25 protein-coding genes and 1 pseudogene are annotated in these 23409 nt (G+C 62.1%); 14 read left to right on the top strand and 12 right to left on the bottom strand.

The annotated features are described in order from the left end of the window. Positions 1-73: 73 nt before the first annotated feature. Together SOP95_RS19605 and SOP95_RS19600 are read right to left on the bottom strand one after the other, a co-directional pair. Positions 74-1387: an MFS transporter gene (locus SOP95_RS19605; protein ID WP_323608024.1), complete on the bottom strand. Its 1314-nt coding sequence runs from the start codon at positions 1385-1387 to the stop codon at positions 74-76. 280 nt (positions 1388-1667) lie between these two features. Then, positions 1668-2456 carry an SDR family oxidoreductase gene (locus SOP95_RS19600; RefSeq protein ID WP_274077461.1) on the bottom strand — a complete coding sequence of 263 codons (789 nt, stop codon included), beginning with the start codon at positions 2454-2456 and terminating at the stop codon, positions 1668-1670. 155 nt (positions 2457-2611) lie between these two features. Here SOP95_RS19600 and SOP95_RS19595 point away from each other — a divergent pair, with 155 nt between their 5' ends. Both SOP95_RS19595 and SOP95_RS19590 read left to right on the top strand, forming a co-directional pair. After that, entirely contained in the window at positions 2612-3778 is a 1167-nt protein-coding gene (locus SOP95_RS19595; protein ID WP_323608023.1) for an iron-containing alcohol dehydrogenase, read from the top strand. A 12-nt stretch (positions 3779-3790) separates the two neighbouring features. Continuing rightward, positions 3791-4105, top strand: a complete 315-nt coding sequence (locus SOP95_RS19590; RefSeq protein ID WP_274077463.1) for an NIPSNAP family protein — start codon at positions 3791-3793, stop codon at positions 4103-4105. A 119-nt stretch (positions 4106-4224) separates the two neighbouring features. Here the strand turns inward: SOP95_RS19590 and SOP95_RS19585 are convergent, their stop codons facing one another. Then, on the bottom strand, positions 4225-5166 hold the full coding sequence (locus tag SOP95_RS19585; protein WP_323608022.1) for a LysR family transcriptional regulator: 942 nt from the start codon (positions 5164-5166) through the stop codon (positions 4225-4227). 229 nt (positions 5167-5395) lie between these two features. Here SOP95_RS19585 and SOP95_RS19580 point away from each other — a divergent pair, with 229 nt between their 5' ends. Further along, positions 5396-6415, top strand: coding sequence for a GlxA family transcriptional regulator (locus SOP95_RS19580; RefSeq protein WP_323608021.1), 1020 nt, complete (start codon positions 5396-5398; stop codon positions 6413-6415). 100 nt (positions 6416-6515) lie between these two features. Next, the gene (locus SOP95_RS19575; protein WP_274077904.1) at positions 6516-6824 is read left to right on the top strand and encodes a DUF2388 domain-containing protein; all 309 of its coding nucleotides are present in this window, start codon (positions 6516-6518) and stop codon (positions 6822-6824) included. 72 nt (positions 6825-6896) lie between these two features. Here the strand turns inward: SOP95_RS19575 and SOP95_RS19570 are convergent, their stop codons facing one another. Further along, positions 6897-7688 carry an SDR family NAD(P)-dependent oxidoreductase gene (locus SOP95_RS19570; RefSeq protein ID WP_274077905.1) on the bottom strand — a complete coding sequence of 264 codons (792 nt, stop codon included), beginning with the start codon at positions 7686-7688 and terminating at the stop codon, positions 6897-6899. Positions 7689-7813: 125 nt separating this feature from the next. Here SOP95_RS19570 and SOP95_RS19565 point away from each other — a divergent pair, with 125 nt between their 5' ends. Further along, positions 7814-8758 carry a GlxA family transcriptional regulator gene (locus SOP95_RS19565; protein WP_323608020.1) on the top strand — a complete coding sequence of 315 codons (945 nt, stop codon included), beginning with the start codon at positions 7814-7816 and terminating at the stop codon, positions 8756-8758. 27 nt (positions 8759-8785) lie between these two features. Next, the gene (locus tag SOP95_RS19560; protein WP_323608019.1) at positions 8786-9445 is read left to right on the top strand and encodes a methyltransferase family protein; all 660 of its coding nucleotides are present in this window, start codon (positions 8786-8788) and stop codon (positions 9443-9445) included. Positions 9446-9553: 108 nt separating this feature from the next. Here SOP95_RS19560 and SOP95_RS19555 read toward each other — a convergent pair whose 3' ends face one another. The 5 genes from SOP95_RS19555 to SOP95_RS19535 all read right to left on the bottom strand — a co-directional run bounded on the left by SOP95_RS19555 (position 9554) and on the right by SOP95_RS19535 (position 12587). After that, positions 9554-10168, bottom strand: a complete 615-nt coding sequence (locus SOP95_RS19555) for an HAD-IA family hydrolase (protein WP_442967743.1) — start codon at positions 10166-10168, stop codon at positions 9554-9556. A 104-nt stretch (positions 10169-10272) separates the two neighbouring features. Then, positions 10273-10680 (bottom strand): response regulator, encoded by a 408-nt coding sequence (locus tag SOP95_RS19550; protein WP_274077909.1) that lies wholly within the window; start codon positions 10678-10680, stop codon positions 10273-10275. 187 nt (positions 10681-10867) lie between these two features. Continuing rightward, on the bottom strand, positions 10868-11134 hold the full coding sequence (locus SOP95_RS19545) for a pentapeptide MXKDX repeat protein (RefSeq protein ID WP_274077910.1): 267 nt from the start codon (positions 11132-11134) through the stop codon (positions 10868-10870). 53 nt (positions 11135-11187) lie between these two features. Continuing rightward, positions 11188-11973, bottom strand: coding sequence for a molybdopterin-dependent oxidoreductase (locus SOP95_RS19540; protein WP_323608017.1), 786 nt, complete (start codon positions 11971-11973; stop codon positions 11188-11190). Continuing rightward, positions 11970-12587, bottom strand: a complete 618-nt coding sequence (locus SOP95_RS19535) for a cytochrome b/b6 domain-containing protein (protein WP_323608016.1) — start codon at positions 12585-12587, stop codon at positions 11970-11972. The genes SOP95_RS19540 and SOP95_RS19535 overlap by 4 nt, the downstream gene beginning before the upstream one ends. A 159-nt stretch (positions 12588-12746) precedes the next feature. On the opposite strand from SOP95_RS19535, the gene SOP95_RS19530 reads away from it, so the two are divergent. Then, positions 12747-13688 carry a class I SAM-dependent methyltransferase gene (locus tag SOP95_RS19530; protein ID WP_323608015.1) on the top strand — a complete coding sequence of 314 codons (942 nt, stop codon included), beginning with the start codon at positions 12747-12749 and terminating at the stop codon, positions 13686-13688. Here the strand turns inward: SOP95_RS19530 and SOP95_RS19525 are convergent. Continuing rightward, positions 13672-14448, bottom strand: coding sequence for a helix-turn-helix transcriptional regulator (locus SOP95_RS19525; RefSeq protein ID WP_323608014.1), 777 nt, complete (start codon positions 14446-14448; stop codon positions 13672-13674). The genes SOP95_RS19530 and SOP95_RS19525 overlap by 17 nt on opposite strands. Positions 14449-14559: 111 nt before the next feature. Between SOP95_RS19525 and SOP95_RS19520 the strand changes: the two genes are divergently transcribed. Further along, positions 14560-15663: a polyamine ABC transporter substrate-binding protein gene (locus SOP95_RS19520; RefSeq protein ID WP_323608013.1), complete on the top strand. Its 1104-nt coding sequence runs from the start codon at positions 14560-14562 to the stop codon at positions 15661-15663. 156 nt (positions 15664-15819) lie between these two features. Further along, entirely contained in the window at positions 15820-16950 is a 1131-nt protein-coding gene (locus SOP95_RS19515; RefSeq protein ID WP_323608012.1) for a DmpA family aminopeptidase, read from the top strand. A 390-nt stretch (positions 16951-17340) separates the two neighbouring features. Here SOP95_RS19515 and SOP95_RS19510 read toward each other — a convergent pair whose 3' ends face one another. Continuing rightward, the gene (locus SOP95_RS19510) at positions 17341-17964 is read right to left on the bottom strand and encodes a TetR/AcrR family transcriptional regulator (RefSeq protein ID WP_323608011.1); all 624 of its coding nucleotides are present in this window, start codon (positions 17962-17964) and stop codon (positions 17341-17343) included. A 146-nt stretch (positions 17965-18110) separates the two neighbouring features. On the opposite strand from SOP95_RS19510, the gene SOP95_RS19505 reads away from it, so the two are divergent. Continuing rightward, a complete protein-coding gene (locus SOP95_RS19505; RefSeq protein ID WP_323608010.1) occupies positions 18111-18551 on the top strand; it encodes a hotdog fold domain-containing protein in 441 nt (146 codons plus the stop codon). A gap of 38 nt (positions 18552-18589) precedes the next feature. Further along, positions 18590-18697 (top strand): annotated as a pseudogene (locus SOP95_RS19500) (outer membrane lipoprotein carrier protein LolA); the annotation flags it as partial. Here SOP95_RS19500 and SOP95_RS19495 read toward each other — a convergent pair. Beyond that, on the bottom strand, positions 18678-19358 hold the full coding sequence (locus SOP95_RS19495; protein WP_323608009.1) for a GNAT family N-acetyltransferase: 681 nt from the start codon (positions 19356-19358) through the stop codon (positions 18678-18680). The pseudogene SOP95_RS19500 and the gene SOP95_RS19495 sit on opposite strands and share 20 nt — an antisense overlap. Positions 19359-19554: 196 nt before the next feature. Here SOP95_RS19495 and paoA point away from each other — a divergent pair, with 196 nt between their 5' ends. Genes paoA through paoC form a run of 3 tightly spaced genes read left to right on the top strand, consistent with a single transcriptional unit; the run spans position 19555 to position 23326 of the window. Then, on the top strand, positions 19555-20178 hold the full coding sequence (gene paoA / locus SOP95_RS19490) for an aldehyde dehydrogenase iron-sulfur subunit PaoA (protein ID WP_323608063.1): 624 nt from the start codon (positions 19555-19557) through the stop codon (positions 20176-20178). Then, positions 20175-21131 carry an FAD binding domain-containing protein gene (locus SOP95_RS19485; RefSeq protein ID WP_323608008.1) on the top strand — a complete coding sequence of 319 codons (957 nt, stop codon included), beginning with the start codon at positions 20175-20177 and terminating at the stop codon, positions 21129-21131. The genes paoA and SOP95_RS19485 overlap by 4 nt, the downstream gene beginning before the upstream one ends. Beyond that, the gene (gene paoC / locus SOP95_RS19480; protein ID WP_274077921.1) at positions 21128-23326 is read left to right on the top strand and encodes an aldehyde oxidoreductase molybdenum-binding subunit PaoC; all 2199 of its coding nucleotides are present in this window, start codon (positions 21128-21130) and stop codon (positions 23324-23326) included. Before SOP95_RS19485 ends, paoC begins: the two co-directional genes overlap by 4 nt. The last annotated feature ends 83 nt before the right edge of the window (positions 23327-23409 follow it).

Here is a 23409-nt window from a genome sequence, read left to right as displayed (position 1 = left end):
AGCGCTATCCGCGGGCTGTGGCGCAGCCGCTGATCATCGGTCTCCCCTCCCCTGTAGGAGCGAGCTCCTACAGTCAAACCAGCCCTCGCTCCCGGTAATCGATCAGGCTGGAGAATATCGCCAGCAGCATGGCCATGACCACGAAGAAGATCAGCACCAGGAAATACGAGCCGGTGAACTGCACGATCAGGCCGATCAGGATCGGCACGATCACCCCGGCCATGTTCCCGCAGAAATTCATGGTGCCGGCCAGTACACCGGTTTTCGAGGTGCCGCCGAGGATCGACGGAATGCACCAGTACATGCCGCACCAGCGAATGAAAAACATCGCCACGCACAGCAGGCCAATCGCCTGGCTCGCCTGGGCGGTATAGGCCGTGGCCAGCATGCACAGCGCCGCGACCAGCGCCGAACCGCTGAACATGCTGCGCATCACCAGGTTGGGCGAGGCGCCGCTGGATTTCCATTTGTCCCCCAGGTAGCCGCCGACCAGTTCGCCGATGAAACCGCACATGAAAATCAGGAAGGTCGCCCCGCCCATGCCGGAAATGTTCAGGCCGTGGGTCTGGTGCAGGTAGCTCGGCATCCAGGTCAGCAGGCCGTAGAACACACTGAGGATGCAGCAGTAACCGGCGAACATCGCCAGCACCGAACGGTCCTTGAGCAGTTCCTTGAACGGGATGCTGGTGACGGCGCCGGGCTGGCTGAGCGTGGCGTTGCCTGCGGTGATGTGCGCGAGTTCAGCGGCATTGACGCCGGGGTGTTCGCTGGGGTGGTTGCGGATGTATTTCCAGGCCAGCACGCCGGCGAGCATGGTGCCGACCCCGGCGATCACGAAGGCGATGCGCCAGGAGTCGAACCAGCCGATCAGCCCGGCAATGATGATCGCACCGAAGGCACTGCCCAGCGGCGCACCGCCATCGACCAGCACCGCGCCGCGTCCGCGTTCATTGGGGGTCAGCCAGGCGCCGTTGAGCTTGGCGCCGGCGGGCATGATCGGCGACTCAGCGACGCCCAAGCCCATGCGCGTGATCAGCAGGGTGATCCAGTTGTGCGCCCCGGCGGCCAGCGCCTGGAACGCGCCCCAGGCGACGGTCGCGACGACGATGACGCGGCGGGTGTGGAAGCGGTCCAGCAGCATGCCGCCGGGAATCTGCATCAATGCGTAGGACCAGAAAAACGCGCTGAGCATCAGGCCTTCGAGGGCCGGCGGAATCTGGAACTCGCTGGAAATCAGCGGCAAGGCCACCGACAGCGAGGCGCGGTCGATGTAGTTGATCGCGGTCAGCAACAGCATGATGAGGAATATCCGCCAACGCACGTTGGTGGCGCGTTCGGTTGCGGACGCGGCTGGCAACGCCAGGCTTTCGGCACTCGGATTGTTCATGTGGGGCGCTCTTATTGTTGTGGAGACGAGCTGCCCGATGCCTGTCATTCAAGGTTCTGCATACCGCATTCTCCTGTGGGAGCCAGCCTGCTGGCGATGGCGGCAGCACATCCAACATTTATGTGACTGACCCACCGCTATCGCCAGCAGGCTGGCTCCCACAGTTTTTTGCGTCTTGGCTGACCGGCATGAGGCAAGCGGCCCCACTCTAATCACGCCCCCGAGTGCTGAATAATGATGGGATCTGATTGGGGGATCACCCACGGTCATCCCCCGCCGATCAGAACGTACCGGGGTAACTGCCGCCGTCCAGCAACAGGTTTTGCCCGGTCAGGAATCCCGATTGCGCGCCGCAAATGAACGCGCAATAAGCCCCGAATTCATCCGGCTGGCCGAAGCGCTGGGCCGGGACGTTTTTGCGCCGCTGTTCGGCAATGCTTTCGACGCTGCTGCCATTGGCCTCGGCGGCGGCATTCAGGGTCTTGTGCAAGCGTTCGGTCTCGAACGGCCCCGGTAGCAGGTTGTTGACCGTGACGTTGTTGCCCGCCAGTCGCGCCTGACGCGCCAGCCCGGCGATGAACCCGGTCAGGCCGCTGCGGGCGCCATTGGACAGCCCGAGTACATCGATCGGCGCCTTCACCGCGCCGGAGGTGATGTTGACGATGCGCCCGAAACCACGCTCGGCCATGCCATCGACACAAGCCTTGATCAGCTCGATGGGCGTGAGCATGTTGGCGTCCAGCGCCTTGAGCCAGTCTTCGCGCTGCCAGTCGCGAAAGTCGCCCGGAGGCGGCCCGCCGGCGTTGTTGACCAGGATATCCACCTGCGGACACGCCGCCAGCACCTGCGCGCGCACCGCAGGTGTGCTGATGTCCCCGACCACGGTGCGCACTTCGATGTTCGGCGCCAGGCCGCGCAACTCATTGGCGGCGGCCTGCAAGGTGTCGTTGCCACGGGCGTTGATCACCAGGTTGACGCCCTCCTTCGCCAAGGCCCGCGCACAGGCCAGGCCCAAGCCCTTGCTGGCGGCGCAGACAATCGCCCAGCGCCCCGAAATACCCAAATCCATGTCCATGCTCCTGACTGTTCAAAGCGCCCACGTTACCACCGCGCAACCGTCACTCGGGGGATGACAAAGCGTGATCGGTGTATCAGGCCTTTTCATTATCGACAGCCAGCAGCGCTCATTACTGTTGCGCAACCAACAAGAAACCGGAGAGCCCCATGAACCCGTTCCAGTTCCATTTCCCCACGACCCTTAAAAGCGGCAACGGCCTGGTGCGTCAGGCCGGCGCCTTGCTCAAGCCCCATGTTCGCAACAAGCTGCTGGTGGTCACCGACCAAGGGCTGATGGCCTCGGGGGTCATGGACAGTTTTTTTGCCTCGCTGGCCGAAAGTGACATTGGCTACGAAGTGTTTGCCGGCGTCGAACCCAACCCCACCACGGATGTGCTGGAACGCGCCGTCGCTTTCCTGAAGCAGCACGATTGCGACTCGGTGATCGGCGTCGGCGGCGGCAGCAGCATCGACACTGCAAAGGGTGTCGCGGCCATGGCCACCAACCCTGGCAACATCCTCGACTACGAGGGCTACGACAAACTGCTGCACCCGCCGTTGCCGATCTTTGCCATTCCGACCACCTCGGGCACCGGCAGTGAGTGCACGGCGTCCACGGTGTTCACCAACACCAAGACCCTGTTCAAGACGGTGATCATCAGCCCGGCCTTGTTTCCAAAACTGGCCATTCTCGATGCTGAACTGACCCTCAAATTACCGCCGTCGATCACCGCCGCCACCGGCATGGACGCCCTGACCCACGCCATCGAATCCTACGTCTCGAAGCAGGCCAACCCGATCAGCCAGGCCTTGGCCCTGCAGGCGATCAAGATGATTTGCACGCACCTGCCCAAGGCGTTTTTCGCTGGCGTAGACCTGCACGCCCGGGAGCAGATGCTGCTCGCTTCGTTCCTCGCCGGGGTCGCGTTCGCCCAATCGAAACTGGGCAACGTGCATGCGATTTCCCACACCTTCGGCGGCGTGTTCAACATCCCCCACGGCATCGCCAACGCCACGCTGTTGCCCTATGTCATCGAGTACAACCTGCCGGCCTGCCCGGAGCTGTTCCGCGATATCGCCATCGCCATGGGTGAAGACGTCAGCGGCCTGAGCCCTGCCGGTGCCGGGCACAAGGTGGTGGAGCACGTGATGGCACTGAACAAGGCCATCGGCATTCCCGACAACATCAAGGACCTGGGCGTGGACCTGGAGTACATGGCGCAAATGGTCAGCGACTCGATGCGCAGCGCCAATGTGCTGGTCAACCCGCGCCTGACCACTGCAGCCGACGTCGAGCGAATCATCGGCAACGCCTTCCATGGCATTCACTCCTGAGAGACAAACCCCATGTTCTACGAGATGCGAACCTACACCCTGAAGATCGGCACGATGCAGACCTACCTCAAGCACTTCGAGGAAAACGGCCTGCCGGTAATCTCCCGCTACGCCACTCTGGTGGGCTGGTGGTACACGGAAATCGGCGAGCTCAACCAGGTGATTCACATCTGGGCCTACGAGAGCCTGGACGAGCGAATCAACAAACGCGCCGCGCTGTACCAGGACCCGGACTGGCTCGAAGGCTTCGTGCCGATCGCCTTCCCGATGCTGGAAAAAATGGAATCGAAGCTGCTGATGCCGGCGCAGTTTTCGCCCATCAAATAACCCCTGCCCCGACCTGACAGGCAAAACGAAAACCTGTAGGAGCTGGCTTGCCAGCGAAGAGGGCGTGCCAGTCGACACAAGTGTTGGCTGACAATCCGCTTTCGCTGGCAAGCCAGCTCCTACAGGTTCCGTTCAGGACATGGGTCCCGTTGCAACTCGTTGATCAGCAGAGTCGCCGCTGGTGACAGATTGGCGCCGGCCCGGCTGATCACGCCGTAAGGCTCGATCAGCGCACGCAAGGACACCGGCAGCTTCACCAGCAAATCGAATTTTTCGCAGAACTCCGCCACTTCCCCCGGGATCACCGCCAGCAATGTCGGGTCCTGTTGCACCAGCAGAATGGTGCCGAAGGTCGACGAGGTTTCCAGCGGATAACGCGGGATCTGCAGCCCTGCCTCGTTAAGCTCCCGCTCCAGGGCCTGGCGCATCGGCATGTCCTTGGGGTAGACCACCCAGCGATAGTCGCTCAACTGTGACAGCTGCAACGACTCGGCGCTGGCCAGCGGATGATCCTTGCTGGCAACCACGGCCAAGGGCTCTTCGCTCAGTTCGATGCAGTCATAGGCGTCCGAACGCTGGCCGACGCTGGTTCGACAGATGGCCAGGTCCAGGCGCCCCTGATCCAGCAGCCCAAGCAAGGTGGCGCTGGTGTTTTCCACCAGTTCCACCGACAACTCCGGTTGCTTGAGGCGCAACTCGGTCAATGCCCGGGTCAGCAACGGCACCGCGCCCATGATCACCCCCACCGACAAACGCCCGCCCTGGCCGCGCATGATGCTGACCATTTCCTCGCGCAGGTGCTCCACGTCGCTGTAGATCAGCCGCGCATAACGAATCATGCATCGCCCCATCTCATTGGCCACCAGGCCCTTGGGCTGGCGTTCGAACAGCGGCATGCCGAGCAGCGACTCAACCTCCTGCAGGGCCTTGGTGGCGCCGGACTGGGAAATCGAAATCTGCTCGGCGGCCTTGTGCAGGGAGCCGCGGTCATCCAGCGCGATCAACAGGCGCAGTTGTTTGAGGCGCAAGCGTGAAGCGATGCTGCCAAGGGAAGGAACCATGTCTGTGTGTGCTCGATTCAATAGCGAATCGTCAAGGGTACGCTGGCTTTTTGTGCGAAAACAGACAGGTAATGACAATGCAATTGTTCCGGATTTTCACGAGTGGGTGAACTTGAAGTTTCCCCCGACTAATGACATAAAACCCTGAATTGCGGACAGCCGACCAGCTGCGATAACGCTTATACCGTTTGCGAATTATTATTATTCCAACGAGTCAATGCACAAGCCCATGAACGATATCGCCAGCACTTCCGTCACCTCCCAGTCTCCGTCTGAGCAACCGCGCTTGATCGTATTCCTCGCCTACCCCGAAATGGGCCTGCTGGATTTGACCGGCGCGCAAACCGTGTTCTGGGCGGCCTCGCGCTACCTCAACAGCAGCAACCTGCCAGGTTACAAGCTGCAGACCGCCAGCCTGACCGGGGGCCTGATCCAGACTGCCGAGGGCCTGGCCGTCGACACTCTGCCATTGAGCGCCTTCGACGACCAATCGATCGACACACTGATCGTTCCCGGTGCCCCGGCCATTATCCTGGCGATGAACAACTCCCTGAGCCTGGTCGACTGGCTCAAACAGGCATCGAGTAATGCGCGGCGCACCGCTTCGGTGTGCAGCGGCACCTTCCTGCTCGCCGAGGCCGGATTGCTCGAAGGTCGGCGCGCCGCCACCCATTGGGCAATGTGCGGCATGCTCAAGGAGCGCCATCCGTCCATCGAAGTCGACCACGATGCGATCTTTGTCCAGCAGGGTTCGGTCTGGACTTCCGCCGGGGTCAGCGCCGGCATCGACCTGGCACTGGCGTTGGTCGAGGAAGATTGCGGACGGGAACTGGCGCTGCTCACGGCTCGGGAAATGGTGGTGTTCCTCAAGCGCCCCGGTGGCCAGGCGCAGTACAGCCAGTTGCTGCAAGCGCAAACCAGCGAAGGCGCGGCCTTCGATGACCTGCACCTGTGGATCACGCAGAACCTGTCCGGTGCCAACCTCACCGTCGAGACACTCGCCCAACAGGTGCAGATGAGCCCGCGCAACTTTGCCCGGGTCTACAAACTCAAGACCGGCCGCACCCCGGCCAAGGCCGTTGAAGTGCTGCGCGTGGAAGCCGCCCGGCGTCTGCTGGAAGATTCCGGGCGCAACATCGATCAAATTTCCCGGTTGTGTGGCTTCGGTGACGAGGAGCGCATGCGCCTGACCTTCCAGCGCAACCTGGGGGTTTCGCCGAGGGATTATCGCAACCGGTTTTCCCGCTGAATCGCCGGTTCAAGCATCGACAAGGGAACTCCTGTCGACAGTTGTGCATCCTAAGGGTGAGGTACTTCCTTTTTGCATCACGCCTTCAGAGGACTACGTCATGCGCCGTCTGATTATCATTTCTTCCCTTTTGCTGTGCTTACCCGTGGGCTCCGCGATGGCCGATGTCGACGCGAAAGATGTCGCCACCTCAGCGGGGGTTTCCGCCTCGCTGTATTCGACGTTCAAGGATGACAAACTGATGATTCCCGCCCGGGATGACGCCTCCAGCTTCGTGGCCAGTGGTGGCGCGATTCGCGGTGTTTACCTGGAGCAGGTCATGCAGCGGGTGCGCCAGGAACATCCCGACCTCAACAGCGCCAGCGACGAAGAACTGGCTCGCGCCATTCTTGTCCAGGAAGGCCAATAACCGAGATTTAAAGATCGCAGCCTCGCTTCGCCTGTAGGAGATGTCTCGCGAAGCGAGGCTGCGATCTTTCAATCAACGATAACGCGGTGCCGACGTAGAGTTGCCAAACAACCCGGACAGCACCTGGCGCTGGGCTTCATAACGATCCCACTGCTCACCATCATGCAAGCCTGGAATAGTCACCACTTCCCCCCTCTCCAGCCCCACCAGCGCCGCATCGACCATGTCTTCAGCGGACATCACGATCTCCTGTGGCAGGTTCTCTACCGGGTTTCCGGCCTCGCTCCAGAAGTCGGTGGCGGTCGCGCCCGGTAGCACGGCCTGGATGCGAATGCCCTTATCGGCCAGTTCCCGGTGCATCGATTGGCTCAGGCCGAGGACAAACGCCTTGGTCCCGCCGTACACGCCGTTGAGGATTTCCGGGGCGATGGCGACGATCGAGGAAATGTTGATCACGGTTCCGGCACCGCGTGCGACGAAGCCTGGCACCACCGCATAAGCCAGGCGTGTCAGCGCGGTGATGTTGAGGTTGATCATGTCTTCCATGTCATCCACCGGGCTGCCGAGCAACGGCATGACCGCGCCGACCCCGGCGTTGTTGACCAACAGGGTGATGCTCGCGTCGCTGCGCAGGATCTGTTCGACCCGCGACAAGTCAGCCTTGTCTTTCAGATCCGCGGCGACCACCTCCACGGTGCGGCCCGTCTGGTCGCTCAGGCGAGTGGCCAAGGCGTTGAGTTTTGCCTGGCTGCGAGCGACCAGGATCAGGTCGTAACCCTGCCGGGCGAGACGGCCGGCATACACCGCGCCAATGCCGGAAGAAGCGCCAGTGATCAACGCGGTACCTTTGGAAGAGAGAGCCATGTGCAATTTCCTTCACAATGAGGCGAGACAATCGCCCGGTGAGCGCAGTTATAAATGGTCTCGCGCTCGTCTCAAATGACGTTTAACCTACGTTTTTCTGCCATCAGCGTTTTGAGGACCTGGCGATGATCAGCGTGGCGTTCGTGGTTTTCGAGGGTTTCCAGTCCATGGCGCTGGCGGCCATGCCGGTGTTCGAGTACGCCAACTTCAGCGCCGGCGAAGCCCTGTATGACGTGCGTGTACTGTCCGAAGACGGGCGCACCTTGCGCGCTTCCGGTGGCCTGAACGTCGGCACCGAAGCGTTCGGTGAACGGCTGTTCGACACGGTGATCGTGGTGGGCGGCGACACCATCCTCGAACAGGCGCCCGAGGGCGTGCTCGACTACGTGCGAGCCAGCGCCAGGACCGCGCGCCGCACCGCGTCGATTTGCTCCGGCGCCTTTGTCATGGCCCAGGCCGGACTGCTCGAGGGCCGCCGGGCAACCACGCACTGGGCCTATGCGCGACAACTGCAGGAACGCTTTCCATCGATCAAGGTTGAACCCGACCGCATCTACGTGATCGACGGCTCGATCTGGACCTCCGCCGGCATGACCGCCGGTATCGACCTGGCGCTGGCCATGGTGGAAAAGGATCACGGCGGCGAACTCGCGCGTGCCGTGGCGCAGAAACTGGTGATGTACCACCGCCGTGCCGGCGGCCAGTCGCAACACTCGGCGCTGCTGGAACTGGCACCGAAATCCGACCGTATCCAGACTGTCCTCACCTACGCCAGGGAACACCTGGCCCAGACGTTATCGGTGGAACAACTGGCGCAAGAGGCGCGGCTGAGCCCGCGCCAGTTCAGCCGTGCGTTCCGCGCCGAAACCGGTCAGTCGCCGGCCAAAGCCATCGAGAACCTGCGCCTGGAAGCGGCACGGCAGCTGCTCGAACGCGGGCGCCTGACGCTGGACCAGATCGCCCTGGAAACCGGTTTTCTTGATCCTCGGCGCATGCGCGAAGCCTTCCTTCGAGCGTTCGGCCAGCCGCCCCAAGTGATCAGGCGCAATGCACGGTCAGAGGTACAATGACGGGGTGTGTTCACCTGTGGAGACATCATGAAAATCTCGGCCAAACTGGCGTTTTTCGCCATCGTCTCCACCCTCGCCTACTTCTGGCTGGCGATTTGGGGGCTGGGCGGCTTTGCCGCATTTTTCTCCCATGCCGCCTTGGTGGTGGTGGCGCTGGCAACCCTGGCCATGGTCATCGCTTCGCTGTTTACCGAAGTCAACCTGAGTTCCGGCGAACGCGAGGACCGGGCCAATCGCTGGGTGCTGCCGGCGTTCGGGGTGATCGGACTGTTGAGTGGCTTCTTGCCCGCGTACACCGACCGGATCGACTTCTGGACCTTTGGTGGTGAGGGCGTGCGTTGGCTGGGCGCGTTGCTGTTCATCATCGGCGGCGCCCTGCGGCTGTGGCCGGTGTTCGTGCTGGGCAAACGCTTCAGTGGACTGGTGGCGATCCAGCCGGGCCATCGCCTGGTGACCGATGGGATCTATCGCAGCCTGCGTAACCCCAGTTATCTGGGGATGCTGGTGATTGCCGTAGGTTGGGCGCTGGCGTTTCGCTCGGGGGTGGGGTTGTTGCTGGCGGCGTTGACGGTGATTCCGTTGATTGCGCGGATACATTCGGAAGAGGCGCTGCTACGGACACAGTTTGGCGATGAATACGAAGCTTATTGCGCCCGCAGCTGGCGATTGATCCCCAAAATTTATTGAGCCATACACAACCCCACTGTGGGAGCGGGCTTGCTCCCGAAGGCGGCGTGTCATACAACAGAAATGTCGACTGATACACCGCTTTCGCGAGCAAGCCCGCTCCCACATTCAGATTTTCTGCAGCCTGATGAAACTGTCCACATCCAAGCGGGCAACAACCGTGTCATAACTCCCCAACGTCGCATGCGCCGTCACAATCGGCTGCTCATGCGTCGACGTGACGATCAACAAATCCGCCCCCGCCGCCTCGGCCGCCAGGATGCCTACCGTCGCATCCTCGAACACCAGGCAATCCCTGATCTCGACACCCAGCCGTTGCGCAGCCAATCGATAACCCGCCGGGTCGGGCTTGCCGGCGCTGACATCTTCGGCAGTGACCATCACAGCCGGTTCGGGAATACCCGCGGCGGCCATCCGCCGCAACGCCAGCGCCCTCGGTGCCGAGGTGACGATGGCCCATTGATGAGCCGGCAACGACCGCAGAAAACCCGCCGCGCCAGCCACCTCTTCAACGCCGTCGACATCCTCGATTTCAGCACGGGTGATCCACGCGGCTTCTGCCTCGGCATCGACGCCAGGCAAGGCCAGGCGATTAATGGTATCGATGGCGCGGGCACCGTGGATGGTGGGCAGGAAGGTCTCTACATCGACGCCGTGGCGAACGGCCCACCTGGCCCAGACTCGCTCGGCTGCGGCTATCGAGGTGAGGATGGTGCCATCCATGTCGAACAGGAAGGCACGGTACGGGACATTGAAAATGGTATCGGGAACAGGCAAAGGGTCCTTCCTATCTCAAGGATCAGCGGGATTTTGCGCAATGTACACGATCATAAGGTACGGCGGGATTTCAGGGCACCGTCTACGCAATCGAGCAATTGCCCGAGCGCCCAGGGTTTCTTGATGAACGACACTTCATGCCGAACCCCTGAACTTTCCGGGGTTTCAAATCCGGACATGATCATGATCGGTTTGTCCGGCCAGCGATCACCGAACAGGTTGGCCAGATCGGCACCGTTGAGCGTGCCCGGCATGGTGATGTCGGTCAGCAACAACCCGACTTCCGAAGCGTGCCCCTGCAGGTACACCGACGCCGCATCCGCACTGGATTGCGGCTGCACTACATAACCTTCGTCCTGAAGAATTTCACAGAGAAATTCCAGGATCAGCGGGTCGTCTTCAACCACCAGAATCAACCCGCCAGGAAGGTGTTCGCCCGCCGTCGATACTCGACCCATGACTGCTGCTCCCTGATCGTACTAAAGTTTTCGCGGGCTCTAAATCCGCTACCTACAGGTATGAGCAACGGTATCCGCGGAAATTCATTTTTGATACAGGCGGTCGATGAAATCGGTGGTTGCGAGGCTTTGTGCTATCAATCGTCATGGGGGGGCAAGCCGCGTGCCCCCCAGGACAGGATTCGAGTTACTGCGACATGGCGTCCTTTTTCATCGCGTCCTTGGACATGGCATCTTTCTTCATGGCGTCCTTGCTCATGGCATCCTTGGACATCGCGTCTTTTTTCATGGCGTCCTTGCTCATGGCATCCTTGGACGTCGTGTCCTTCTTCATCGCATCTTTCGACATGGCGTCCTTGGACATCGAATCATTGCTCATGGTGTCAGCAGCAAAAACACTGGCAGCACCGACGGCCAGGCACATGGACAGAACAACGGTGGTCAACTTCTTCATGATGAAACTCCTTGATGCAGGGTGTGTGGACGAGGGGGAATGGCGGATTCTCGTCAGCTGCCACCAAACCAGTTGTAGCCCTGGTCTTCCCAGTAGCCGCCGCTGTAGGTGTTGCTGACGAAGATCGCCTGGATGTGTTTGGGGTTCTTGTAGCCGAGCTTGGTGGGCATGCGCAGCTTCATCGGGAAGCCGTATTCGCGCGGCAGCACGGCGCCGTCGTAGGTCAGGGTCAACAGGGTTTGCGCATGCAGTGCGGTGGCCATGTCGATGCTGGTGTAGTAGTCGTCGGCGCACTTGAAGCCGACGTACTTGGCATCAGTGTCGGCGCCGACCCTTTTCAGGAAATCACTGAAGCGCACGCCACCCCAACGGCCGATCGCGCTCCAGCCTTCGACGCAGATGTGCCGGGTGATCTGCTCGGTCTGTGCCATGGCGCGCAGTTCTTCGAGGCGCCAACTGCGCTTGTCCGCGACCAGGCCGGTGACTTCCAGTCGATAACTCTCCTCCTCCACCGTCGGCGCCTCGTCGATGCCATAGAAGGCATTGAAAGGAAATGGCCGGGTGATCATCGACGCCGGATAGGTCGGCGCCATGGCATTGGGGTTGAACAGCCAGCCTTGCACCCGGTCGTTGAAGCGCGACATGGACGACAACGCGGTCTCGACGCTGTCGTTGTCGGTGAGGTTGCAACCGGACAACATGGCCACGCCGCCGAGGGTCAGGCCACGCAGCAGGAACGAGCGGCGTGAGCGGTCTTCGATCTGCGGGGCGAGGATTTTCCGGGCGTCGATGAGAATGGATGACTCGTCCAGCCCGGCGTCTTGAATGCGCTTTTTCATACGTGCTCCTTGCGACCGACAATCATGGCCAGCAGTGTTTTTGGCACCAGCGCGACCATCAGCAGATGCACCGCAACGAAGGCCACCAACAGCGCCATGGCGAAAAAATGCACCCGCCGCGCGCCTTCGTAGCCCCACAGCAATTCACGCAACAGCGGGAACTGCACCGACTTCCACAGCACCAGCCCGGAGAGCACCAGCAGCGTGATATCGACCATCACGAACAGGTACGCCACACGCTGCACCTGGTTGTAGTGACTCAGGTCCGCATGCCCCAGCTTGCCGCGCAGCGCGGCCCACAGGTCATGCAGTACGCCTTTGGGCGAGACCGGAAAAAAGCGTCGTTGCAGGCGCCCGCTGAACAGGTTGCAGGCCAGGTAGATGAGACCGTTGACGCCCAGGAACCACATCGCCGCGAAGTGCCACTGCAGGGCGCCGCCGAGCCAGCCGCCAAGGGTGATCGACGTGGGAAAGCTGAAGTCGTAGAGCGGCGAGGCGTTGTAGATGCGCCAGCCGCTGGTAACCATCACCAGCACCGCCAGGGCGTTGAGCCAGTGGGTGAGCCGCAGCCAGCGTGGATGGCTGGCCTTGGGTGAAGCAGTTGGCTGCGACATGTCCGGCTCCCGGTTGTTGTTCGTTGGAGCCGATTATGGGAGTCGCAAGATCGCCAAATCCTCACGTAAAGTTAAATTAATCGTGATAACTCGCCGCCCGGTGTTTTGCTTGCAATTATGGTTAAATGCCGCCCCCCAAAGATTGCCGACCCCAGACCGATGAACCCTGAAGCCCTCGCCACCCTCCGCGAACATTTGCTGACCGCCCTGGCAGCCGCCCCCGCCGAAACCCGACGTCTGTTCCACGGGCGTGGCCGCTGCTGGCCGGGGCTGGAGCAAGTGACCGTCGACTGGTTGCAGGGCGTGGTGCTGGTGGCGCTGTTCAAGGAGCCGGAAACGGCGCAGCTGGAGGCGTTGAAAGCGCTGTTGCTGGAGCTCACGCAGTCAGCGGCATGGACGCAATCCGGCGCCCACACCCTGCTGCTGCAACATCGCTACCTGCTGCAAAGCACCACCGAATGGCTACTCGGGGACGTCATCGAGGAAATGACCATCACCGAGGGCGGGCTGAAATATCGAGTGGACCTGGGGCGCAAACAGAACACCGGGCTATTCCTCGACATGCGCTACGGCCGCGACTGGGTGCGGGCCAACGCCCAAGGCAAACGGGTGCTGAACCTGTTCGCCTACACCTGCGGTTTTTCGGTGGCGGCCATCGAGGGCGGCGCGACCCATGTGGTCAACCTGGACATGTCGAGCCCGGCCCTGAGCCGAGGCCGCGACAATCACCGGCTCAACGGGCATGACCTGGGCAAGGTGACCTTTCTCGGCCACGACCTGTTCAAGTCCTGGGGCAAGGTCATCGGCAAGGGCCCATACGACCTGGTGATCATCGACCCGCCGTCGTTCCAGAAAGGCAGCTTCCTGCTGACCAAGGACTACCAGCGGGTACTGCGTCGCCTGCCGGAACTGCTCAGCCCCGAGGGCTCGGTGCTGGCCTGTATGAACGACCCCGCCTTTGGTGCGGATTTCCTCATCGACGGTGTGACCCGTGAAGCGCCGAGCCTGCGGTTCGAGCAACGCCTGGACAACCCGCCAGAGTTTCCCGACGCCGATGTCGAGTGCGGGTTGAAGGCGTTGGTGTTTACCCTGGCGGATTAAGCACCAACGCAAACAACTCACCGTGCCCGTTCACATTGAGCTTGTGATAGAGATTGCGCCGGTGCACTTTCACCGTTTCCGGGGAAATGCCCATCTGCTGGGCAATGGCCTTGCTGGAGAAGCCCTGGAGAATCAGGCGCGCGGTTTCGATTTCGCGCATCGTCAGGCGCGCATCGAAGCGGTCGAGCAAGCTCGCCAGGTCCCCGGCTACCGCTTCGGCAGCGGGGCCTTCTGGTGGTAACAATTGCAGGTGCCGGCGCATCGCCGCCAGCACCCAGTCGCGCACGCACAGCAAGCGGCCCTGTTCTTCCAGGGTGAAGCGGGTCGAGCGGCCCAGGGACAGACCGAGGACGGCGCCGTCGAGGTTGAGCATGAACTGCAATTCGTCGCCACCCACCACCGTGCGGAAGTAGCTCAGGTAGTACTCGCTCTGCTGGAACTGGTCGGGTGCCACGGAATCGAGGCTGTGCAAGCCATCGGCGATGCCGGCGCAGACGGCCAGGTAAAACGGGTCGAGCAGGTACATGCCGGCGCTGTAGTCAGCCAGTTCCTCATGCTCGTGGGCACTGTCGCGGGAGTCGAAATCGATCAGCAACCTGGGTACTCGACCGGCCTGCATGACTGCCACCAGCGCGTTATCCAGCGGCACCAGCAGGCGCAGGGTGTCGACCAGCGCGCGCCAGAATCCGTCCTGGCCCACCGCGGCAAACATTCGCGCCAGCCCCTGGTGCAGCGGCAACTCTTTCAACAACGCGTCCACGCACTACCCCTTTCGAGTAACCCATGATGGGAATGGGTAACGACCACCCCGGTCGATACGCTGCAAACTCCTGATTATCACCGGCCTGCAGCAGGCCAGGAGTGCCGCATCATGAGTGGTCACCGCTCGTATTTCAATCTGGGGCTTGGCGCCTGCCTGGCGGTGTCGCTGACTGCGGTGGCGGCCGAAAGCCCGACCGTGCACGTGTACAACTGGTATGACTACATCGGCCCGACCACCCTGCATGACTTCAAGCGCGACACCGGTATCCAGCCGGTCTACGACACCTTCGACAGCGCCGAAGTCCTCGAAGGCAAACTGCTGACCAGCCGCAGCGGCTACGACGTGGTGGTGGCCAGCAACTTCAGTTTGCCGACCCTGATCAAGGCGGGCGCCCTCGCCCCTTTGCCCCACGCGCAGATGCCGGATTTTCAGAACATGGACAGCGATCTGCTGGCGAAACTGGCCAACAACGATCCGGGTAACCAGTACGCCGTGCCGTACCTGTGGGGCACCAACGGAATCGGCTATAACGTCGACAAAGTGCGCGCTGCGCTGGGCGACAAGGCGCCGGTGGATTCCTGGGACCTGGTGTTCAAGGAAGAGAACCTGGCCAAGCTCGGCGAATGCGGCGTGGCGATGCTCGACTCGCCATCGGAAATGCTGCCAGTCGCCCTGCATTACCTGGGCCTGCCGCCGAACAGCACCAACCCTGAGGACTACAGGAAGGCCGAAGCGCTGCTGCTGAAGTTGCGCCCGCATATCGCTTACTTCAATTCGTCGAAGTTCATCAGTGACCTGTCCAACGGCAACATTTGCGTCGCCGTCGGTTGGTCCGGCGCGATGCTCGAAGCCAAGGCCACCGCCGAGCAGGCCGGCAATGGCGTGAAGATCGCCTACAGCCTGCCCAAGGAAGGCGCGCCGGTGTGGTTCGACACGCTGGTATTGCTCAAGGACGCCCCGCACCCCGAACAGGGCCTGGCCTTCATCGACTACCTGATGCGCGCCGAGGTCATCGCCCCGGTCAGCAATCACCTCAACTACCCCAACGGCAACCGCAACGCGAAAGCCTTGGTAGCCGAGGCGACACGGACCAATCCTGCGGTTTACCCGTCGGCCGAGGCCCTGGCGACCTTGTTCACCCTGCAGCCCTTGCCGCCGGCGACCGAACGGGTGCGTACGCGGATCTGGAGCAAGGTCAAGAACGGCCAGTAGGCCCACCGCATTCCCCTTGTGGGAGCGGGCTTGCTCGCGAAGGCGGTGCATCAGGCAAAGAAGATGTCGACTGACACGCCGCCTTCGCGAGCAAGCCCGCTCCCACAGGGTCTGCGTCCACTTTTTTCCTCCATGAATTTGAAGATGAGAAAACCGATGAAACCACGTGCCCGCGACCTCAACATCCAGTTCGGCCAACTGCAACCCGGCCCCCTCAACGCCATCACCGATGTACCCGGCGTGCGCGTCGGCCACAGCAATGTCCGAGGTCGCAGCGCCAAGGGTCGCGACATCGTCACCGGCGTCACCGTGATCGAACCCCGTGCCGGTTCCACCAGCCAGCAGCCGTGCTTCGCTGGTGTCCATGTGCTCAACGGCAATGGTGACGCCACGGGCCTGGAGTGGATTCGCGAGGCGGGCCTGTTGACCAGCCCGATCGCCTTCACCAACACCCACAGCCTGGGCGTGGTGCGCGATGCCTTGATCGTGCTCGACCGTGAGCAGCAACCGGACGACGGGCGGCTTTACTGGAACATGCCTGTGGTGCTGGAGACTTTCGATGGCTTGCTCAATGACATCAACGGCTTTCACGTCAAGGTCGAGCATGTGGCCGAAGCACTGCGCACGGCAGTGGGCGGACCGGTAGCCGAAGGCAATGTCGGCGGTGGCAGCGGTATGATCTGCCATGAGTTCAAGGGCGGCATCGGCACCGCTTCGCGACGCATGAGCAGTGCCCAGGGCGGCTGGACGGTGGGCGCGATCGTGCAGGCCAATCATGGTATCCGCAATGAGTTGCGCGTCGATGGCTACCCGGTCGGGCGCTACATGGAGCAGGTCGACTCACCGTTTCTCAAGGCGTCGCTGCCGCATCCGGGCATGGGCTCGATCGTGGTCTGCCTGGCCACCGATGCACCGTTGCTGCCGCACCAATGCACGCGCCTGGCCCAGCGCGCCAGCCTCGGCCTGGCCCGTACCGGCGGCGGCAATGAAGACCACAGCGGTGACATCTTCATCGCGTTCGCCACCGGCAATCAGCACGTACCACCGGCGGCGTACGAGAGCAAAAAAGCGCCGACCTGCGACAACCTGAGCATGGTCAACAACGATCACATCAGCGAATTGTTCCTGGCGGCCACCGAAGCCGTTGAAGAAGCCATCATCAACGCCCTGCTCGCCGCCGAAACGACCGAAGGTAACGGCCACGCGGTGCCGGGGCTGGATGCTGAAACCCTGCTCAAGGCCCTGAATCAGGCCGGTTGGCCGGGGGAGCGCAATCGCCGAAGCTGACAGTTGTGGGGGGATTCGACTAGCGGTACTTGAGGCGCAACCCCCATCTTCCTACGATGGAGTTGCGCAGCCGCTTGCTTGTCCAAGCCGTTGCGTAGGTGGTGAGTGCACTGAACCCCTATCAAGCTCACCGCCTGCTTCATGCGCATCTTGAGCCTCAATGGCTCCACTTCTCCCCATCAAAGAGCTTTGAGGCTCTTTTTTAACTGCGCGAAAAAACGACATGAAAAAGCCCGGCATTTGGCCGGGCTTTGTGCATTCAAAATCCCACCGCAAATCCTCTGTGGGAGCGAGCCTGCTCGCGATGGTCGTTAACGATAACGCTATGAGTCTGATGCCCCGCGGCGTGCTCGAGTTTTTCGCGAGCAAGCTCGCTCCTACAGGGGGGCGTCAGTGATCCTGGGTGGCAATCGAACGCCACGCCGAGTCCGCCAACAGATCGCGGTACGCCTTCGGACTGCCTTTGGCCCGGCCCGACAACCAGGCGCGGCAGTAGCTCTCGGCCTGGCCGATGATCAATGACGGCAGTAACTCCGGCGGATAACCGCGCAACACGTCGACCCGCGCCGAAGCCCCCAGCCACTCGAACAGCAGCTTGTTGCGCGCCTTGTTGCGCGCGACCAGTTCGTCCTTGAACGGTCCCTTGGTGACGGCAAATCGCGCGTGATACTGGAAACGCGCCCATTCCGGCTGGTTATCGACCCAGTCGACGTAGCTGTGCACCAACGCGTGCACACCCGCCTGGGTGGTTTGGGCGTGGGCCAGGTAGCTATCTCGCAGCTTGGCTTGATCGTCCAGCGCGGTGAAAAACAGCGCCGCCACCAGGCCTTCTTTATTGCCGAAGTGGTGGTAGATCGCGCCGACGCTGGTATCGCATTCGGCCCGGATCATCTCGATGGTAGTGGCCTCGATGCCCTGCTCGTTGAACAGTTGGAGGGCCTTTCTGAAGATGTCGCGCTTGAGTTCGGCGCGGCGGCCGGGGTAGCAGCGTTCGAGTAAATCGGCAGTTTCCATGCGGGATGCGGTCCAAAAAAATCAACGGTTGAGGCTGGCGCTAGGTTGACAGATTTCCCGTCGACAGAATACTGTTCCGTCACAGAACATTATTCTGTAACGGAACATCATTCCGTTAATCAACCCCGCAGTGAGGCTTCAACCCCATGAGTCAGTTCCTCAGCCTGTTCAACAGTGCCGGCCCGCAAGCCTTCAGCCAGATGGCCTGCCAGGTGGCGCCGTACTTCAGCACCATCAATCCGCTGGTTACCGATTTGCGCAAAGGTTCGGCCATCGTGCAGGTGCCATTCGTCAAGGAAATCACCAACCACCTGGGCACCGTGCACGCGATCGCGATGTGCAATGCGGCCGAACTGGCGGCAGGGATGATGACCGACGTGTCAATCCCGGCGGGTGCGCGCTGGATTCCCAAGGGCATGACGGTCGAATACCTGGCCAAGGCCAAAAGCGATGTGACGGCGGTGGCTGACGGCGAGGCGGTGGACTGGACCAGCGAAGGCGACAAGATCGTGCTGGTGGACATTCACGATGTGGAAGGCAAGAAGGTGTTCACGGCACGGATCACCATGAATGTGAAGCTGCCCTGAGCATCACGCAGCCCCCTGTAGGAGCGAGCTTGCTCGCGATGATCGTTAACGATAACGCTGGAAGCCTGACACCCCGCGGCGTGCTCAGGTTTTTCGCGAGCAAGCTCGCTCCTACAGTTGAACCTGTTATCCCAACCGTTCGCGGACGAACTCGCTGGCCTTGCGCGTCAATTGGTCCAGGTGCCGGTCACGCTGTTTTTCCGCATCGAGCATTGGGCGCTTGCCGTGCTTTTGCAGCAGGTAGGTATGAATCTGCCGCACCTCCAGCGAGCTGTAGATCGGCGCCACATCAAGCAGCGCCCTCAAACCGTCGCTGCCGTGGTCGCGGGTGTTCATCAGCACTTGCGTACTGCGCGCACCGACCACCTGAAAACCCATCGACTCGAAATATGGAACCTTGGCCACGGCGCAGGCCAGCTCGGCATGCGGGTAGCGGCCGACCATCTCGCGCAGCATCCGGCGCGCAATGCCTTGGCGCCGATGGCCGGCATCCACGGCCATATAGGCCACGCTGCAGGCGTCGGGATCGTCCTTGACCGGCAGGTACAGCAGGAAACCGACGACCTTGTCCGGATCGTCCAGATCGGTGGCAACGATCAACTCCACCGCCATCCCTTTCGCCCCGTTCAAAGCCTCCAGATACAGGTGCACCTCGTAGCCGATCGCGTACTGGTAGATGTTGTACAACAGGTTGCTCGGCGCGATGGCGACCATGCTGATGTCGGTCAGGTTGTCGACCACCAGCTGCAGGATCTGACTGTTGACCGACTCCGGGCACGGGGTTTTGTAGTGGGTGATCTGGGGCATTGCGGGGGCTGACTCCGGAGAATGGGCGCGGCTGCCTATCATACCGCGCCGGAGCCTGCCTTGATCGATTCATGAGCCACACACATGAGTCTATAGCCGAAATCCGCATGAACATTTCCCTTGGCACCAGGGTCAGTCAATGGATGAGGGCTGTTATCGCCAATCAACCATAGGAAGCGCAACGATGCTCGACGTGATGACGATTTCCCGACGAGAACTGCTGATCGTGGGCGTGGTGACAGCAGCGGCCGTGATCCTGCCACCGTTCATATCTGCACAGGCAGCGGCCGCCAATGCCGCGCTGCCGGTCAAGAGCAAAGTGTCGATCTGGGTCAACGGGACACAGCAGGTGATGGAACTCGACGCCCGCACCACCCTGCTCGACCTGTTGCGCGAACACCTGCAGCTCACTGGCACCAAGAAGGGTTGCGACCACGGCCAGTGCGGTGCCTGCACAGTGATCGTCGACGGCCGGCGGATCAATTCCTGCCTGACCCTGGCCGTGATGCACGAAGGCGCGAAGGTCACCACCATTGAAGGGCTCGGCACGCCGGACAAGCTGCATCCGATGCAGGCGGCGTTCATCAAGCATGACGGCTATCAATGCGGTTACTGCACGCCGGGGCAGATCTGCTCGGCGGTCGCGGTGCTGGGGGAAATCCGCGACGGCATTCCCAGTCACGTAAGCCCGAACCTAACCGAACCACCCAGGCTGATCGCCAGCGAACTCCAGGAACGCATGAGCGGCAACATCTGCCGCTGCGGTGCGTACTCCAACATCATCGAAGCGATCACCGAAGTCGCGGAGGCCAGCGCATGAGGCCCTTTACCTATCTACGCGCCAAGTCGCCGGCCGAAGCCGCCTCGCTCGCCGCCCAGGTCGATGGCTCGCGCTTCATCGCCGGCGGCACCAACCTGCTGGACCTGATGAAGCTGGACATCGAGACGCCGTCGCAACTGATCGACGTCAATGACCTGGCCCTGGACCGCATCGAAACCACGCCGCAAGGCGGCTTGCGGATCGGCGCGCTGGTGCGCAACACCGACCTCGCCGCCGATGCACGCATCCGCAAGGATTATGGCGTGCTGTCCCGCGCCCTCCTCGCCGGCGCCTCCGGCCAGTTGCGCAACATGGCCACGACCGCCGGCAACCTGCTGCAACGCACGCGCTGCCCGTACTTCTATGACACCCATCAAGCCTGCAACAAGCGCCAGCCCGGCAGTGGCTGCGCGGCCATCGGCGGCTTCAGTCGGCAGCTGGGCATCATCGGTGTCAGCGACGCCTGCATTGCCACCCATCCCAGCGACATGGCCGTGGCCATGCGTGTGCTCGATGCCCAGGTCGAGACGGTTCGCCCCGACGGCACGACCCGGGTGATCGCCATCGCCGACCTGCATCGCTTGCCCGGTAATACACCGAACATCGAAACCACCCTGGCGGCCCACGAGCTGATCACTGCCGTGACCTTGCCAGCGCCGCTGGGCGGCACGCACCTCTATCAGAAAGTCCGTGACCGCGCCTCCTACGCATTCGCCCTGGTCTCGGTGGCCGCGGTGGTCCAGCAGGACGGTTCCGGCCGCGTAGCCCTCGGCGGCGTCGCGCACAAACCGTGGCGCGTGGAAAGCGCTGAAGCAGCCATGGCCAAAGGCGCCAAAGCGTTCAGCGAACAGCTGCTGGACGGCGCCACACCCACCCCTGAAAACACCTTCAAACTGACGCTGGTCGAGCGCACGCTCGCCTCGGTGATGGCACAAGCGAGGGCCCAGGCATGAAATTCGAAACCCCGGCCACCACCAACCCCATCGACCAAGGCAAGGTCATCGGCCAGCCCACGCCCCGCATCGAAGGCCCGCTGAAAACCACCGGGCAGGCGCCCTACGCCTACGAACACCACGACGTCGCGCCGAACCAGGCCTATGGCGTGGTGGTCGGTTCGGCCATTGCCAAGGGGCGCATTGCTTCAATGAACCTGGAAGCGGCTCAATCGGCACCGGGAGTGATCGCCATCGTCACCGCCGCCAATGCCGGCAAGCTCGGCAAAGGCAAATACAACACCGCCAAGCTGCTCGGCGGGCCGGAGATCCAGCACTACCATCAGGCAGTGGCGCTGGTGGTGGCGGACACCTTCGAACAGGCGCGCGCCGCCGCGGAACGGGTGGACATCACCTACTCAACCACCGAAGGCGCGTTCGATCTCGCCAGCGCCCGCGGCTCGGCGGTGGAACCCAAGGACCAGATGGCGGACACCCTGCACGGGGATTTCGAAACGGCCTTCGCGGCGGCACCGGTGCAACTCGACGCCACCTACACCACGCCCGACCAGGCCCACGCGATGATGGAGCCCATGGCGTCGATGGCCGCCTGGGACGGCGACCGACTGACCTTGTGGACCTCGAACCAGATGATCGATTGGTCGGTCACGGACCTCGCCACCACCCTCGGCATCCCCAAGAAAAACGTGCATCTGATTTCGCCCTACATCGGCGGCGGCTTCGGCGGCAAATTGTTCATCCGTGCCGACGCGGTCCTTGCCGCCCTGGGTGCGCGCATGGCCGGCAGGCCGGTGAAAGTGGCGCTGGCCCGGCCGCAGATCTTCAACAATTGCACGCACCGCCCGGCGACCATTCAACGCATCCGCATCGGCGCCGGCAGCGACGGCAAGATCACCGCGATGGCCCACGAAGGCTGGTCCGGCGACCTGCCCGGCGGCAAGGTGGAACTGGCCGCGCAACCGAGCAAATTGTTGTACGCCGGGGAAAACCGCCGGGTCACCATGCGCCTGTCGACGCTCGACCTGCCGGAAGGCAACGCCATGCGCGCGCCGGGTGAAACGCCAGGCATGATGGCGCTGGAAATTGCCATGGACGAGATGGCGGAAAAGCTGAAACTCGACCCCATCGAGTTTCGCATCATCAATGACACCCAGGTCGATCCGACGAAACCGGAGCGGCCGTTTTCCCAGCGCCATCTGGTCGAATGCCTGCGCACCGGGGCCGATCGTTTTGGCTGGAACCAACGGCCTGCGCAACCGGCCACAAAGCGCGAAGGCCGTTGGCTGATCGGCATGGGCGTCGCCGTGGCCTTTCGCAATAACCTGCTGGTGAAGTCCGGCGCCCGTGTCCGCCTGGATGACCAGGGCACCGTGACCGTGGAAACCGACATGACCGATATCGGCACCGGCAGCTACACGATCATCGCGCAGACGGCGGCGGAAATGCTCGGCGTCGGCCTCGACAAGGTGGTGGTGCACCTGGGCGATTCGAGCTTTCCGGTCTCGGCAGGCTCGGGTGGCCAGTTCGGCGGCAACTGCTCGACGGCGGGGGTGTATGCCGCCTGCGTCAAACTGCGTGAGGCCGTTGCGCAACGCCTCGGTGTGAACGCCCAAGAGGCTGAATTCGTCGGTGGCGAGGTACGGGCTGGCGGCAAAAGCATGCCATTGCGCAGTGCGGCGCAGGCCGGCGAAATCGTCGCCGAGGACAGCATCGAATTTGGCGAGCTGGACAAGAAGTACCAGCAATCGACCTTCGGCGCGCATTTTGTCGAAGTCGCAGTCGACAGTGCCACCGGGGAAACCCGCGTGCGCCGGATGCTGGCGGTGTGCGCCGCCGGGCGCATTCTCAACCCGACTTCGGCCCGCAGCCAGGTCATTGGCGCGATGACCATGGGGGTCGGCGCGGCGCTGATGGAAGACCTGGTGGTGGACAAGCGCCTGGGCTTTTTCGTCAATCACGACCTGGCCGGCTACGAGGTGCCGGTGCATGCCGACATCCCTCACCAGGAGGTGATTTTCCTCGATGAAACCGACCCGATTTCCTCGCCGATGAAAGCCAAGGGTGTTGGTGAGCTGGGTATCTGTGGCGTCAGTGCGGCCATCGCCAACGCGGTGTACAACGCCACCGGGATCCGGGTGCGCGAGTACCCGATTACCCTGGACAAGATGCTGGATAAAATGCCGGCGATGATTTGAGCGCAGAAATGCAAAAGATCGCAGCCTTCGGCAGCTCCTACAGGGTGTACGCATTCCAACTGTAGGAGCTGCCGAAGGCTGCG

The sequence above is a fragment of the Pseudomonas sp. YuFO8 genome, assembly GCF_035065025.1.
Classification (GTDB): Bacteria; Pseudomonadota; Gammaproteobacteria; order Pseudomonadales; family Pseudomonadaceae; genus Aquipseudomonas; species Aquipseudomonas putida_AE.
This window is presented reverse-complemented; position numbering and strand designations above follow the sequence as displayed.

Excerpts from the sequence above, each read along its gene's own strand:
- SOP95_RS19605 (WP_323608024.1), bottom strand. The coding sequence starts at position 1,387 with ATGAACAATCCGAGTGCCGAAAGCCTGGCGTTGCCAGCCGCGTCCGCA.
- SOP95_RS19600 (WP_274077461.1), bottom strand. The coding sequence starts at position 2,456 with ATGGATTTGGGTATTTCGGGGCGCTGGGCGATTGTCTGCGCCGCCAGC.
- SOP95_RS19595 (WP_323608023.1), top strand. The coding sequence starts at position 2,612 with ATGAACCCGTTCCAGTTCCATTTCCCCACGACCCTTAAAAGCGGCAAC.
- SOP95_RS19590 (WP_274077463.1), top strand. The coding sequence starts at position 3,791 with ATGTTCTACGAGATGCGAACCTACACCCTGAAGATCGGCACGATGCAG.
- SOP95_RS19585 (WP_323608022.1), bottom strand. The coding sequence starts at position 5,166 with ATGGTTCCTTCCCTTGGCAGCATCGCTTCACGCTTGCGCCTCAAACAA.
- SOP95_RS19580 (WP_323608021.1), top strand. The coding sequence starts at position 5,396 with ATGAACGATATCGCCAGCACTTCCGTCACCTCCCAGTCTCCGTCTGAG.
- SOP95_RS19575 (WP_274077904.1), top strand. The coding sequence starts at position 6,516 with ATGCGCCGTCTGATTATCATTTCTTCCCTTTTGCTGTGCTTACCCGTG.
- SOP95_RS19570 (WP_274077905.1), bottom strand. The coding sequence starts at position 7,688 with ATGGCTCTCTCTTCCAAAGGTACCGCGTTGATCACTGGCGCTTCTTCC.
- SOP95_RS19565 (WP_323608020.1), top strand. The coding sequence starts at position 7,814 with ATGATCAGCGTGGCGTTCGTGGTTTTCGAGGGTTTCCAGTCCATGGCG.
- SOP95_RS19560 (WP_323608019.1), top strand. The coding sequence starts at position 8,786 with ATGAAAATCTCGGCCAAACTGGCGTTTTTCGCCATCGTCTCCACCCTC.
- SOP95_RS19555 (WP_442967743.1), bottom strand. The coding sequence starts at position 10,168 with ATGGATGGCACCATCCTCACCTCGATAGCCGCAGCCGAGCGAGTCTGG.
- SOP95_RS19550 (WP_274077909.1), bottom strand. The coding sequence starts at position 10,680 with ATGGGTCGAGTATCGACGGCGGGCGAACACCTTCCTGGCGGGTTGATT.
- SOP95_RS19545 (WP_274077910.1), bottom strand. The coding sequence starts at position 11,134 with ATGAAGAAGTTGACCACCGTTGTTCTGTCCATGTGCCTGGCCGTCGGT.
- SOP95_RS19540 (WP_323608017.1), bottom strand. The coding sequence starts at position 11,973 with ATGAAAAAGCGCATTCAAGACGCCGGGCTGGACGAGTCATCCATTCTC.
- SOP95_RS19535 (WP_323608016.1), bottom strand. The coding sequence starts at position 12,587 with ATGTCGCAGCCAACTGCTTCACCCAAGGCCAGCCATCCACGCTGGCTG.
- SOP95_RS19530 (WP_323608015.1), top strand. The coding sequence starts at position 12,747 with ATGAACCCTGAAGCCCTCGCCACCCTCCGCGAACATTTGCTGACCGCC.
- SOP95_RS19520 (WP_323608013.1), top strand. The coding sequence starts at position 14,560 with ATGAGTGGTCACCGCTCGTATTTCAATCTGGGGCTTGGCGCCTGCCTG.
- SOP95_RS19515 (WP_323608012.1), top strand. The coding sequence starts at position 15,820 with ATGAAACCACGTGCCCGCGACCTCAACATCCAGTTCGGCCAACTGCAA.
- SOP95_RS19510 (WP_323608011.1), bottom strand. The coding sequence starts at position 17,964 with ATGGAAACTGCCGATTTACTCGAACGCTGCTACCCCGGCCGCCGCGCC.
- SOP95_RS19505 (WP_323608010.1), top strand. The coding sequence starts at position 18,111 with ATGAGTCAGTTCCTCAGCCTGTTCAACAGTGCCGGCCCGCAAGCCTTC.
- SOP95_RS19495 (WP_323608009.1), bottom strand. The coding sequence starts at position 19,358 with ATGCCCCAGATCACCCACTACAAAACCCCGTGCCCGGAGTCGGTCAAC.
- paoA (WP_323608063.1), top strand. The coding sequence starts at position 19,555 with ATGACGATTTCCCGACGAGAACTGCTGATCGTGGGCGTGGTGACAGCA.
- SOP95_RS19485 (WP_323608008.1), top strand. The coding sequence starts at position 20,175 with ATGAGGCCCTTTACCTATCTACGCGCCAAGTCGCCGGCCGAAGCCGCC.
- paoC (WP_274077921.1), top strand. The coding sequence starts at position 21,128 with ATGAAATTCGAAACCCCGGCCACCACCAACCCCATCGACCAAGGCAAG.